7 protein-coding genes are annotated in these 14,075 nt (G+C 70.8%); 5 read left to right on the top strand and 2 right to left on the bottom strand.

The window, feature by feature from the left end; all coding sequences use genetic code 11:
* Positions 1–154: 154 nt before the first annotated feature.
* Positions 155–3,061 (bottom strand): immunoglobulin-like domain-containing protein, encoded by a 2,907-nt coding sequence (locus ACFY5A_RS02925; protein ID WP_387231682.1) that lies wholly within the window; start codon positions 3,059–3,061, stop codon positions 155–157.
* 14 nt (positions 3,062–3,075) lie between these two features.
* Positions 3,076–6,036 (bottom strand): immunoglobulin-like domain-containing protein, encoded by a 2,961-nt coding sequence (locus ACFY5A_RS02920; RefSeq protein ID WP_387231680.1) that lies wholly within the window; start codon positions 6,034–6,036, stop codon positions 3,076–3,078.
* 358 nt (positions 6,037–6,394) lie between these two features.
* Here ACFY5A_RS02920 and ACFY5A_RS02915 point away from each other — a divergent pair, with 358 nt between their 5' ends.
* The 5 genes from ACFY5A_RS02915 to ACFY5A_RS02895 all read left to right on the top strand — a co-directional run bounded on the left by ACFY5A_RS02915 (position 6,395) and on the right by ACFY5A_RS02895 (position 13,929).
* Complete coding sequence (locus ACFY5A_RS02915; protein WP_105677078.1) at positions 6,395–7,024, top strand: hypothetical protein; 630 nt, start codon at positions 6,395–6,397, stop codon at positions 7,022–7,024.
* Between the two features lie 26 nt (positions 7,025–7,050).
* Positions 7,051–8,121, top strand: coding sequence for a hypothetical protein (locus ACFY5A_RS02910; protein ID WP_387231678.1), 1,071 nt, complete (start codon positions 7,051–7,053; stop codon positions 8,119–8,121).
* On the top strand, positions 8,118–8,387 hold the full coding sequence (locus tag ACFY5A_RS02905; RefSeq protein ID WP_387231676.1) for a hypothetical protein: 270 nt from the start codon (positions 8,118–8,120) through the stop codon (positions 8,385–8,387). The genes ACFY5A_RS02910 and ACFY5A_RS02905 overlap by 4 nt, the downstream gene beginning before the upstream one ends.
* A 72-nt stretch (positions 8,388–8,459) precedes the next feature.
* Complete coding sequence (locus ACFY5A_RS02900) at positions 8,460–12,794, top strand: family 43 glycosylhydrolase (protein WP_387231674.1); 4,335 nt, start codon at positions 8,460–8,462, stop codon at positions 12,792–12,794.
* A gap of 118 nt (positions 12,795–12,912) precedes the next feature.
* Positions 12,913–13,929 carry a LacI family DNA-binding transcriptional regulator gene (locus tag ACFY5A_RS02895; protein WP_386950516.1) on the top strand — a complete coding sequence of 339 codons (1,017 nt, stop codon included), beginning with the start codon at positions 12,913–12,915 and terminating at the stop codon, positions 13,927–13,929.
* Positions 13,930–14,075: the final 146 nt, after the last annotated feature.

Genomic DNA, 14,075 nt, shown 5'->3' with positions numbered 1-14,075 from the left:
GCGCGGGCCCGCGGCCCGCGCCCGCCTGGGCGCCGGGCGCCCGGGGGCGGGGGGGGGGGGGGCCCCCCCGCGGCGCCCCCCCCCCCCGCGGGGGGGGGGGGGGCCCCCCCCCCCCCCCCCCCCGACGAGGCTCACGCCCGCGAGTGCGACGGCGTCAGCAGGTGCGCCCGGCGAACGAGGCGGATGCCGCGGCGACGCCGCCGACCGAGGCCTGCACCTGACCGGCCGCGATCGAGGCCGCCCTGGTCGTGTAGGTCACGGTCGTGCTCTTGCCTCCGGCGACGTCCACGATGCGCTCGCCGTAGGGCGAGGCCAGGGCGACCTCGACGGGGGAGGCCGCCGCGTTCGTCACCTTCGCGGTCACGACGACCCTGCCGGCGACGCAGCGGGACGACACGTCGAGACCGACGCCCGGCGTGACCGTGACGGTGGCCGTGACCGGCATCCGCGAATCGTCCTGCGCGATGCCGCGCACCGTGAAGGCGCCGGGGGACGCGTAGTCGGCCGGGTCCACTCCCGCCCAGGCGACGTCGACCGTGGAGGTCGCGCCGCTCGCGGTCGTCAGCACGGCCTTCGGCAGCGAGGGTGCGCGACCGGCGGTGGTGGATGCCGTGATCGGGGCGACCTCGGTCACCGCGATCTCCGGCGCGAAGCCCTCGAGCACCGTCTGGTACTCGGCGCGGGTGACCGGGATCACCGTGCCGTGGCGCGGCTTTCCTCCGTCGCTGTTCTGCGGCAGGTTCGCGCGCAGGATGGACCCGAGCGGCTGCCACGACGATCCGTTCGCGATGTCGTCCGACCCGAACGGGATGTAGTGGTTCGGCCCGCCGTGGTAGTTCGGCTGATCGATGAACAGGTACCACTCGAAGCCGTTCACGTCTCCCGGGTTGGCGGGGAAGATGCTCGGTCCCTCGCCGCTGGAGTACGTGCCTCCCGGCTCGCCGTTCGGCAGTCCGGTCGCGATCTGCTCCTTGACCAGCGTCCACTGGTCTGCGGCGCCGGAGGTTCCGGGCAGCGCACCGGTGATGGTCGCGAGCAGGTCGGTCGACTTCTCCTCGCGGAGGGTCATCGACGCCTCGTCCTTCGTGAAGCGGTAGTACACGCCGTCCTGCTTCGCGACCGTGGAGTCGATCAGGCCCTTGCCCGTGCCACGCGGCACGTCCGACCACACCTGCGGCTCCGAGAAGGTCACGAAGTCGTCGGTGGTCGCGTACATCATGCGGTTGTAGGTCACCGCTGTGCGGCTCGCGGCGTCGGTCGTCGGGTACAGGTTCGACGCCCAGAAGACCACGTAGCGGCCGAGCTCATCGTCCCAGTACGCCTCGGGCGCCCAGGTGTTGCCGGCGTAGGCAGACGACACCTGCACGTGGCGCTGCGCCGACCAGTTCACGAGGTCGGTGGACTCCCACACCTCGATGAACAGCGACCCGGAGATCTGCGCGGTCGTGAAGCCGCCGGCGAGGCCGTCGATCTTCAGGTCGGTGGCGAGCATGTAGAACTTGTCGCCCTCGTGCGAGCGGATGATGAACGGATCGCGCAGGCCCTGCGTGCCCTGCGAGGACGCGAAGATCGGCTCCCCGTCGTTCAGGGTGTTCCAGCGCAGCGCGTCGTCGCCCTTCGAGGCGGCGAGGCTGACGCGCTCGGCGCCCGCCCCCTCACCCGTGAAGAACGCCCACACGTACGCCTCGGGGTCTCCGGCGTCCGCCGGCTGCGGGCGCACGGTCAGCGTGAACTGGCGGCTCGCGGTGGCTGCTCCGCTCGTCGCCGTCGCGGACAGCACGACGGTCGCGGCGGCGGCATCGGCTGCGGGGCGCGTGATCGACACGGTCGCGACGCCGGCCTTGACGCCCTCGCGGAGGGTCGCCGCGGCACCACCGGACACGACGGTCCAGTCCAGGGTCGATCCGTGGGCCCCGCTCGTCGGAACCGAGAACGACGTGCGGACGTCGTCCTGACCGGCGATCGAGACGGCGGCGATGTCGGCATCCGCCTTCGCCTGCGCCGACAGCTCGGCCGGGACCGTCACGGAGAACGTGCGGGTCGTCGTGGCCCCGCCCAGCGTGAAGGTCGCGGTGAGGGTGGCGACGGCATCGGCTGAGCCCGGAGCCGGTCGCGTCACGGTGGCGGATCCGCCCGACACCTGCACGGCGGCGTCGTCGGACGCCCACGAGATCGCCACACCGCTGCTGCTCGTCGGCAGGGTGAAGGACGCGGTCGCCGTGCCAGGCACCGAGACCGCTGCGACGGCCCGGTCGAGCGCCTGGTCGGAGAAGACCTGCTGCACCTGCGCCGCGCTGAGAGCGGTGGAGTAGACGGCGAAGTCGTCGACATCGCCCGCCCACCCGTTGTCGTTGTAGGTCGAACGGCCGAGGTACGACACGAGCGACGATCCGAACGACGCCACGGAGCGCGCGATCGGCACGGACGAGATCTGCGCGCCGTTGACGTACGTCGTGAGCGTGCCGGCGGCGCCGTCGATCACGGTCGTGTACAGCGCAGGGCCCGAGGGTGTGCGGATGCCGCTGCTCGCCGCGTTCGTGGCGCCGGCTCCGAGCTCGGTGCCCCAGGGCGCCGAGGCGTTCGTCGCGTTCGTCACGACCGACTTCACGTAGCCGTTCGGATTCGTCGGGTTCAGCAGCCAGTATCCGCTGGAGTAGCTCGCACCGGAGGCGACGGGGGCGCCGATGAAGGCCGCCGCGGTGTTGGCGGCCCCCGACCGGCCGGTGAGCCAGGTCGACACGGTCAGCTGCTGCGCCCCGACGAGCCCGGCCGTCGGGATCTCGAGATATCCCGCGGTGGCCCTGGCGCCTCCGGGCAGCGTGAGCTGCCCGTTCTGCACGGTGGCGCCGGTCTGCTTGATCACGCCGTCGTAGCCGTTGCCCGATGCGTCGCCGACGGTGCCGCCGGTGGCGGAGTCGAACGTGTAGTGGATGAGCGGCGCGGGACCGCCCGCGGCGACCGAGGTGGTGTGCGTGGACACCGCTCCGATCGCCACGATGGTCGCCGTGGCGGCGACGATGGCCGCCGTCTTCCTGATGCTCCTGGAGAGCAGGGTCGTCATGTTCTCTTCTCCGATCAGCCGCAGGCGCCGGCGGGGGTGGGGGTGGTGGCTCCGTAGGTCTGCCCGTCCGCGCCCGTGGCGGTCACGGCGACCGTTCCGGCGGGGACCGTGGCCAGGCGGCTCGCGAACGACGCCGACGTCGAGGCGCCTGCCGCGAGCGAGACCGTCTTCGAGCCGTACGGGGTCGCGACGGCCACGTCGGCGCGGACCGCCGAGGCGTTGTGCACGGCGACGACGACCTGCGCCTTGCCGGCGACGCAGCGGAGCGTGGCGTTCGCGGTGATCGTCAGGCCGTCCACGGGGGCGGCGGCCGAGGCGGAGGTCGAGACGAGCCCGTCGCGGTAGCCGTCGTACGTCGCGGTGACGCTGGTCACCCCGGCGGGCACGGTGACCGTCGCCGTGCCGTCGCTCAGCGCGACCGTGGTGCTCCAGGATCCGCCGGCGAAGGTCACGGCGCCGGCGACGTCTCCGCCGTCTGCGGCGGTGACGGATGCCGTCGCCTGCCGACCGTTCACCGTGAGAGCCGTCGACGAGGAGACGGCCGCGATCGACGTCCAGTCGTGCATCGCGGTGAGCACGGTCTGCGGGACGCTGACGAACGCGCCGTGCCGCGGGCTCGCGGGGAGTCCGCCCTGGGGTCGCACGTTCCAGGTGGACCGCTGCGAGAGGCGGTTCGACTGGCTGCTCGAGGCGATCTCGTCGCCCGTGGTCACGAACGCGCGGTAGCCGCCGGCGCCGTAGTTGTCGACGAGGAAGACGTAGCCGTCGCCGCTCGTGTTGTTCGGGTCGCCCTCGTTGAGCTTGATGATCTCGGGGCCCTCTCCGGCCTGTCCGGTCTCGAGGCTCGTCATGCGGGTGTCGGTGAGCTGCCAGGTCTGGGTCGGGTCGGCGCTCCAGCTCGACGAGGTGGTCGGCGCGGTGAGGACCTTCGAGCGCTCCAGGAAGATGTCCTTGCCCGCCTCGAGGGTGCCGGCGGCGCCGGACTCCTCGTTCTTCGTGAAGCGGTAGTAGTAGTCGCCGATCTTCGTGACGGTCGAGTCGATGCGCGCGTACCCGGTGTCCTGCCAGCTCGCGGGCGGCGAGGTGAACGTCTGGAAGTCGCGGGTGAGCACGGCGAACATGCGGGCGTAGAGCTTGTCCGTGTTCGTGTGGGAGGCGTCGGAGTACAGGCGCGAGGCGAAGAACACGACGTAGGACTGCAGGTCGTCGTCCCAGTACGCCTCGGGGGCCCAGGTCATGCCGGCCTCGGGCTGGTTGATCGTGATGCCGGTGTTCTCGCCGTTGGTGCGGTCCCAGTGCACGAGGTCGGTCGATTCCCAGACCTCGACCTTGAGGCTGCCCTGCGACTGCGCGGGGCCCCAGCCGGTTCCGCAGCCGATGCAGAGGTCGGTGGCGATCATGTAGTACTTGTCGCCGTCGTGCGAGCGCAGGATGTACGGGTCGCGCAGACCCTTGGTGTCTGCGGTGGAGGCGATCACGGGGTTGCCGCCGTTGACGGGGGAGAACGTGAAGAAGTCGTTGCCGCTGGTCGCCGCCTGGTAGATCTTCTCGTCGCTGTCGGACTTGAAGTAGGCGCTGGCGTAGCCGGCATCCGGTGCGGTGCGGCCGTGCTCGGCGACCGTCACGGCGAACTCGCGCTGCACGGTCGTGCCGTTCAGGGTCGCGTGCGCGGTGAGGGTGACCTCGCGGTCGCCGGCGCCGTATGCAGGGCGCTCGACGAGGCCGCCGCCGCGGTACGGGTCGGCCATGCCGACGGCGGGGGCCGCGTAGGCGGGGTCGGTGGGGGTGACCAGGGCGGCGTCGGACGACGTCCACGTGATGGTCGATCCGTCGACGGCGCCCTTCGTGACGAGCGGGAGGTTCTCGGTGGTGCGCGGGGCGATCGAGAGCGCGTCGAGGTCGGCGGAGGCGGATGCCGCGGCGACGGTCACGGAGAACGTGATCGGCGAGCCCTGGGCGGGGGTCGCGGTGAGGGTCACGGCGGTGTCGGAGGTGACGGAGCGGGACACCACGCCGGTGTTCGAGATCACCGCGGGGGCCGAGGACGACCAGGTGAGCGCGACGCCGTTGGAGGATGCCGGAAGCACGAGGTTGCTGCGCACGGCGTCGAGGGAGCTGTTCGCGCCGACGATGATCGGCAGCAGATCGGAGCGGAGCAGGCCCTGCGTGGTGGCGGCCTTCTGGCCGGACGTGGGCATGCTCGCCGCGACCTGCGCGGCCGTGAGCGAGGTGTCCCAGAACTTCACGTCGGTGACGTCGGCCTGCAGCAGCGCGTCGCCCGTGTAGAGCGAGCGTCCGAGGTAGCCGAGCGTGCTGCCTGTGGGGACGATCGAGCTGAGGTTGTACGCGTGCGTGGCGGTCGAGATGACCTGGCCGTCGCGGTACAGGGTGAGCGTGCTGCCGCTGCCGACCATGGTGAGGGTGGTGAAGCCGGGGTTCAGCCCGCCGCCGGCGGGCAGGCGCACCTCGCCGTTGCTGCTTCCCGACTTCACGCGGATGCCGGAGAGCACCTGGTTCGCGTAGGAGCCCTCCGCGGAGCGGGGGTTCACGAACACGTGGTTGCCGAGCTGGGTGGTGTTCCACGCGCCGACGCCGTCGCCGATGACCCATCCGAACTGGTTGGTCGCGGTCTGCGTCGCCACGGTGTACTCGACGGTGAAGTCGTTGTCGGCGCCGGTGACGAGCCCCTGGGGGAGGCTCGCGTACCCGTCCTTCTTGAACCTCAGCACGGCGTCGCCCGACGCGTCGACGAACGACGCGTCGGTGAATCCGGTGAGCGCGGCGTTGCGGCCGTTGCCCGACACGTCGATCAGCGCCTGGCCAGAGTGCGACATGTCGTAGTGCGCGGCCGGTGCGGGCACGTCGGCCGCGAACGCCGCCGAGGGCGCGAACGCGCAGACGGATGCCGCCAGCGAGCCGATCACGCCGGCGGCGAGCATCCGGCGGCGTCGAGGTGGTCGGGTGGGTGCGCTCATGGGCGGTACTCCTTGTCGTCGTTGACGGGCGTGCGGCAGGGCTCCGGCTGCGCCTGGTGAGCCCTCGGGTGGGCTTCCTCGGGGAATGTTAGCGGACACAACACCGAAAAGACAGGGGTCGACGAAATGGTTGCGACCGGGGAATCCGATGCTGGCGTGCGCGCACGACCGTATGCTACAGTCGGCCCGTTACCGGTAACAGACAGTGATCGGTAGACGCCACGCCCACTGCTGGGAGTGGAAGCGGCAAGGACGCCCATGCAGTTCCTGCCCGAATCCGAGGAGCGCACCCGACAGCTCCTCGGCTGATCGCCGATTCGGTGCGGCATCCGCCGGCCGAGGAACTGGAGAAACGAAGATGATGAAGAAGGGCACCGCAGCACGCTGCGCAGCCGGAATCCTGGGCGGGCTGCTGCTCGTCGGCGTCGGCTCGGCCGCCTTCGCCGAGTTCCCCGACGCCGAGGACACCGACGGCGTCGACGTCAAGGTCGACATCGCCCCCACCGCGAACGGCGCGCTCAGCCTCACCGTCGCGAACACCGAGACCACTCTCACCGAGAGCGGGACGACGGCATCCTTCCGCCAGTTCACCGGCGCCCTGCCGAACGTGACCGTCACCGACACCCGCACCGACGTCCCCGCCGGGGTCGCTTGGTACGTCGTCGGTCAGGCAGGGGACTTCGTCGGCACCGCCGGCCAGCCGAACATCACCCCCGACCACCTCGGCTGGGCTCCGGCCGTCGTCACGGCCAACGACGGCGAGGTCGCACCCGGCGACGTCGTCGACACCTCGCTCGACTCCGGTCAGAACGCGGTCGGCCTCGCCGGTCAGGAGCTGCTCTACCTGGCTCTCGACTCCGCCGACGCCAAGGCCGTCTCCGGGCAGTGGACCGCGAACGCCAACCTCGTGCTGAAGACCCCGGTCACCGTGGCACCCGGGTCGTACACCTCGCTGCTCACGCTGTCCCTCTTCGAAGACGCGTACTGATCCCCCCATCGTCTGCCGGTGACGCCATGACCTCTCCCACCCCCACCCCGCTCGCACTGTGCGCCGCCGTCCTCGTGGCCGCGTTCGGCGTGCTCGGAGTCCCCTCGGTCGCCCAGGCCGAGGAGGCGCCGAGCGACGCGGTCTCGTGGTCGGTGTCACCGGCGGACGAATCGGGTCCTGACGGCCGCACCTCGGTCGAGCACGAGCTCGACCCCGGCGAGAGCGTCGACGACCACATCGTCGTGCGCAACCTCGGCTCGGCCGACGTCGTCTTCCACCTCGCCGCGGCAGACGGCTACTACACGCCCGCCGGCCGGTTCGACATGCTGCCCTCCGACCAGGAGTCCGTAGCCGCAGGTACCTGGATCACGCTCCCCGACGAGGTCTCCGTCCCCGCGGGCGGCGCCGTCGTGGTGCCGTTCACGGTCGAGGTGCCCGACGACGCCGAACCCGGCGACCACGCGGCGGGAGTCGCGGCATCCGTGCTGTCGATCCAGAAGGACGACGCCGGCGGCACCGGGGTCGGCGTCGAGAGCCGCGTCGGGATCAAGGTGATGACCCGCGTCACCGGCGAGATCGCCCCGGCGTTCGCGGTCCGCAACCTCAGCGCCGACTACGAGATGACCTGGAATCCGTTCAGAGCGGGGTCGGCCACCGTGTCGTTCGACGTGGCCAACACCGGCAACACCCGACTGGATGCCGCGGGCGAGCTCAGCATCGCCGGACAGACCATCGCGTTCCCCGCCGAGGGGGAGCGCCGCCAGGAGATCCTTCCCGGCGAGAGCCGCACCTTCACGATCACGGTGCCGGACGTGTGGCCGCTCGTCGCCGTCGGCGGAGACCTGCGGATCACCCCGTCGTCGTCGACGCTCGACGGCGACCCCCTCGCGGTCGACGCCTCGACCACGTCCGTCACGGTCTGGGCGATGCCGTGGCCGCAGCTCGGCCTCGTGGCCGGTGCGGCCCTGCTGGTCCTCGCGCTCCTCTGGAACCGCATCCGCTCCCGGCGCCGCATGGAGGCGCTCCTCAGCACCGCGCGGGAGCGCGGACGCGAAGAGGCGCTCGACGAGGCCCGCCGAGAGGAGGCCGTGCGGTGATCGCATCGATCCTCGCCGGGGTCGCGGGCGCCGCAGCGGCCGTCGATGCCGAGGGCGACTCGGCAGCCGACGGCGTGCGCGGCGTGCAGATCCACGTCGACATCTCTCCGCTCGACTGCGTCGGCGCCTGCGTCGGCGGTCAGCTCTCCGGCACCGGCGCCGACGTGCCCGGCGCGATCCTGCTCGTCGGCGCGCTGCTCGTCGGGATCGGCATCGCCCTCCTCATCGCTCGACTCCTCGTCCGCCGTCGCCGTCACGGCGACTGACCTCACAGGGGGCGGCCGACGCCGACCGCCCCGTAGACCATGGCCGACGACGGCCGCACAGAAGGAGATGCAATGACGCAACGCTTCGCCGCCAGGGCCGTCGCAGGCCTGGCGACCCTCGTTCTCGGCATCGGCGGCGCCGTGGTCGCCGCCTCGCCGGCATCCGCGGCCGACACCCTCGTCGCCTACTACCCGCTCAGCGAGACGACGGGCACCGTCGCGGCCGACGCCTCCGGTTCCGGTCGGAACGCGACCTACGTCGGCGCGCCGACGCTCGCGGGGGGAGAGGGCGTCCGCCTCGACGGGGTCGACGACCATGTGAAGCTCCCCGACAACCTCCTCGCCGGACTCACCTCGATCACGGTGAGCGCGGAGGTCCTGGTGCGGCAGGCCCAGGCGACCCCGTACTTCATCTACGGCTTCGGCAACACCGACGCCTCCGGGGTCGGCAACGGCTACCTCTACTCCACGGGCAACCCGTACAAGGCCTCCATCGCGAGCGGCAACTGGTCGACGGAGCAGACGGTCGGCGGATCCGGCGCGAACCTGCAGCGCGACGTCTGGAAGACCCTGACCTACACGCTCGACGACGCCACCGACACCGCCCGCATCTACCTCGACGGGGTGCAGGTCGCGCAGAACACCGCGGTGACGCTGACCCCCGCGGCGATCGGGGGCGGCGTGACGACCGCGAACTACCTCGGTCGATCGGTGTACAACGCCGACAGGACCCTCGCGGGCAGCCTCCGCGACGTGCGCATCTACAGCAGCGCGCTGAGCGCGGGAGATGTCGCCGCTCTCGTCCCTACCGACGCGATCAGGATGCAGCGGGATGCCGCGGGGCTCTCCCTCGGCGACCTCTCGCAGGTCGCAGCCGACCTGGCTCTTCCGAGCACGGGGGCGAACGGGTCGACGATCTCGTGGGCGTCGAGCGACGCCGCGCGCATCAGCGCGAGCGGCGTCGTCACCCGCCCGGCGGCCGGCAGCGCGTCGGCGCACGTCGTCCTCACCGCGACGGTGGTCCGCGGGGCCTCCACCACGACGCGCACGTTCGACGCCACGGTGCTCCCCCTGCCCGGCGGCGACGCCCTCGCTCAGGCGGACCTCGACGGCATCACGATCCCGAACGCCGACGACATCCGCGGCAACATCACCCTCCCGTCGACGGGCGCGGTCAACGGCAGCAGCATCGTGTGGTCCGCGTCGCCTCAGGGCGTCATCTCCACGACCGCGCAGGACGGCAGGGCGCCGGGCGTCGTGACCAGGGGGAGCGCCGACACCGCGGTCACCCTCACCGCGACGGTGCCGGGGACGACGGCGCAGCGCTCGCTCGCGGTGACCGTCACCGCGGCCCCCGCAGTGCTCGACCGGGACTACACGGCGGGCTATCTCTGGACGCACTTCGCGACGGAGGGCGGCTACGAGAAGATCTTCTTCGGTCACAGCGACGACGGCCTGCACTGGTCGAAGCTGAACGACGACAAGTCCATCCTCGCGAACCTCGCGGGTGACCTCGGCGTGCGCGATCCGCACCTGGTGCGCGCTCCCGAGGGCGACAAGTACTGGATCATCGGCACCGATCTGCACGCCGAGGGCGGCGGCGCGGGCGGCTCGGGCTGGAACCAGCTCACCGCGAGCCAGAGCATCGTCGTCTGGGAGTCGACCGACCTCGTCACCTGGAGCGATCAGCGCATCGTCTTCGCCGGCTTCGACAAGGCGGGGTGCGTCTGGGCGCCGGAGGCGATCTACAACGACGCCACAGGCGAGTACTACGTGTACTGGTCTGCCCGCGATCAGCGCGACGACGGCACGAACGACTGGGCGCTGCGCGTCTACCTCACCAAGACCCGGGACTTCGTGACCTTCACCGAGCCCGAGATCTGGGCCTCCCTGAACGCCCGCGGCGACGGTGCGACAGGACCGAACATCATCGACTCCACGATCGCCAAGGAGGGCGACACCTACTACCGGTTCTCCACCTCGGACTGGAACACCGTGGTCGACACGGCCACGAGTCTCGACGGCCCGTGGACCACCGTGATCGCCTCGGGGCAGGCGGCGTCCCACGGCCTGCGGGCGTCGATGGAGGGGCTCACGGTCTATCAGCTGCCCGACGGACGCTGGTCGGTCATGGGCGACCAGAACGCGTACTACGGCCACACCGCCGACACGCTCGCGAGCCTGCAGTTCACCCAGCTGAGCAGCGGCGCCGGCGCGAACCAGTACTCCTTCGACCAGAAGTTCCGTCACGGCTCCGTCATCCGCCTCTCACAGGCCGAGGAGGAGAGGCTGCTCGCGGCCTACGGCCCCGATCGCGTCGAGCCGGAGGAGCCGCAGGAGCAGCCCATCGCGGAGTACACCTTCGACGACGGCACCCTGAAGGACTCCGCCGGGACGGCGGACCTCACCGCCTTCGGCACCGCGGCGGTGGCGACGGATGCCGTCAAGGGCAAGGCGCTCCGCCTGGACGGCAGCTCCGGCGGATACGCCGCCTTCCCCACGGGCTTCTTCGACGGCCGCAGCACCATGACGGTGTCGATGGACGTGAAGTCGGAGAAGACCAGCGGCAACTTCTTCACCTTCGCGATGGGGGCGGACACCACCAGGTACCACTTCCTCCGCGTACGCGGAGGAGACGTCCGCAGCGCCATCACCCAGAGCTCCTGGCAGAACGAGTCGGCCGTCACCGGGACGGTCTCGGCCGGCCAGTGGCACCGGATCGACGTGGTCTTCGACGGAACGACGATGAAGGTGTACTCCGACGGGGTCAAGCTGGGCGAGAACTCGACGCTCGGGGCGACCGTGCAGCAGCTCGGCTCGAACCTCTCCGGCTACCTCGGCAGATCCTTCTACGGGGCCGACGAGTACTTCAAGGGATGGTTCGACGACGTGCGCATCTACAACCGCGCGCTGAGCGACACCGAGATCCTCGGGAACGCGGGGGTCACCGATCAGCTCATCAACGTGTCCCTCGCCGACCCCGCCGCCCTCAAGGTCGCGCCGCTGGTGGACGGAACCGCGCACACCGCGACGCTTCCGGTCGTCAAGGGGACGGACCTCGCCGCCCTCGCTCCGACGTTCGGCACGGCGGCCGGGGTGACGGTGTCTCCGGCATCCGGCACGGTCGTCGACCTGCGCACGCCGAAGACGTACACGCTCACCGCACCAGGGGGAGCGACCACGACGTGGACGATCACGGCGACCGTCGTGAACAGCCCGGTGCTGCCGGGGCTGTACGCCGACCCGAACATCGCGGTGTTCGGCGACACGTACTTCATCTACGCGACCTCCGACGGCTACGCCGGCTGGGGCGGCAAGGAGTTCTACGTCTGGAGCTCGAAGAACCTGGTCGACTGGACGCGCTCCGACGAGCCCTTCCTCACTCTCGACGGGGCGAACGGCGACGTGCCGTGGGCCACGGGCAACGCGTGGGCTCCGACGATCATCGAGCGGGAGGGGAAGTACTACTTCTACTTCAGCGGCCACAACGCGGCCCTGAACCGCAAGACGATCGGCGTCGCCGTCGCCGACAGCCCGTACGGGCCGTTCGTCGCGCAGCCGCAGGCGATGATCCTCAACAACGAGGCCGTCACCTCGGGGCAGGCTATCGACCCTGCGGCGTTCCACGATCCCGTGACGGGCAAGTGGTACCTCGGATGGGGCAACGGCTCCCCGGTGCTCGCAGAGCTGAACGACGACATGATCTCCATCAAGGCCGGCACCTATCAGCGGATCAGCGGACTGACGGACTTCCGCGAGGGCGTCTTTTTCAACTATCGCAACGGTCTGTACCACCTGACGTACGCGATCGACGACACCGGCTCGGAGAACTACCGCGTCGGCTACGCCACGGCGACGAGCATGACCGGACCGTGGACGTACCGCGGAGTGATCCTGCAGAAGGACCTCTCCCTCGGCATCAAGGGCCCAGGCCACAGCTCGATCATCAACGTGCCGGGGACCGACGACTGGTACATCGCCTATCACCGCTTCGCCATCCCCGGCGGAAACGGCAACAACCGCGAGACCACGATCGACAGGGTGGAGTTCGGAGCCGACGGCCTGATCACGGCGGTGGTGCCGACGCTGGAGAGCGTCGCTCCGCAGCTGATCGAACCGCAGGCGCCGATGCCGGAGGTGTCGGTGGTGGCGACCACGCGGTGCACCGCAGGCAAGGTGACGCTCGTCGTGCAGGTGAAGAACACGGGGGAGACCCCCGTCGCCCTCGAACTCGCCACGGCCTACGGCACGCGGGCGGTCGAATCCGTGGCCGTCGACGCGTCGACCTCGCAGACGCTGTCGACCCGTCTCGCCGGCATCCCCGCCGGGACGGTGTCGGTCACCGCGACCGTCGACGGGCGCTCGGTCGCGGCGACGGCCGGGTACGTCGCGCGCAGCTGCGGCTGACACCGGCAGGACCGACGGAGTCTCCGCCCGCGGGGTGACCCGCGGGCGGAAACTCCGTGTTTCTGCGCCCCGCGCAGTAATGTCGTGTTGTTGCCGGTCACATGGTCAGGGGGAAAGCGTGAGCACAGACGGAGGCGGGCCGCGCAAGCCGAGCATCTACGATGTGGCGGATCGCGCCGGAGTGTCGCACATGACCGTCTCGCGCGTGCTCAACGGGCACCCGAACATCCGCGCATCCACGCGGGAGAAGGTGATGAACGCGATCGCCGAGATGAGCTACACGCGCAGCTCGATCGCCAGGGCCCTCGCCACCAACCGCACCATGCGCATCGGCGCCCTGATCGACAACCCCGGCTACTTCGGACCCAGCAGCACCCTGCGCGCGATCGAGGTCGCCGCGCGCGAGTACGGCTACGCAGTGAGCTCGTTCTCCGTGGGTGACGGGGAGGACCGCCGCGTCGACGCCGGGGTCATGGAGCTCATCACCCAGGGCGTCGACGCCCTGTGCGTCATCGCCCCCCGCGCCTCGTCCCTCGACCTGCTGCGACGTCAGTCGATCGGCGTGCCGACGCTGGTCGTCAAGGAGGAGCCCGACGAGGAGATGCACACGGCATCCGTCGATCAGCGCGCGGGCGCGACGGCGGCGGTGCGCCACCTGATCGATCTCGGACACCGCTCGATCCTGCACGTCGCCGGTCCGCCGGACTGGTTCGACGCCAAGGCGCGGACCGAGGCCTGGCGCGCGGTGCTCGAGGAGGCCGGTCTTCCCGTGGCCGAGCCGATGATCGGCGACTGGTCGTCGGATTCGGGGTACGCGTTCGGCACGAGCGTCGAGCTCGGCGACGCCACGGCCGTCTTCGTCGCGAACGACCAGATGGCCCTCGGGCTCATGCACGGCCTCGCCGAGCGCGGCATCCGGGTGCCAGACGACGTGAGTGTCGTCGGCTTCGACGACGTGCCGGATGCTCGGCACTACCTGCCCCCGCTCACGACGGTTCGTCAGGACTTCGCGCTGCTCGGCAGGCTCGTCATCGGAGAGCTGCTCTCGGCGATCGAGGGCGGCGAGACGGAGGAGCGCGAGCTGATCCAGCCCGAGCTCAAGCTGCGCGCGTCGACCGCCGCTCCGCGGAGCTGAGCCGACTCCTCTCGCGCTCATCGAGGCGCCGGATCGCGGTGCGGCCATTCGGCGACGGCCCGGGGTGTCCCCTGAGGCGACGCGCCTGTTGACGTGGGAGCGGGGTGTCCCTATGCTCACTGTTACCGCTCACTGTTGACGTCAAC

Source organism: Microbacterium sp. NPDC012755 (assembly GCF_042901325.1).
In the GTDB taxonomy this organism is placed as follows: Bacteria; Actinomycetota; Actinomycetes; order Actinomycetales; family Microbacteriaceae; genus Microbacterium; species Microbacterium natoriense.
This window is presented reverse-complemented; position numbering and strand designations above follow the sequence as displayed.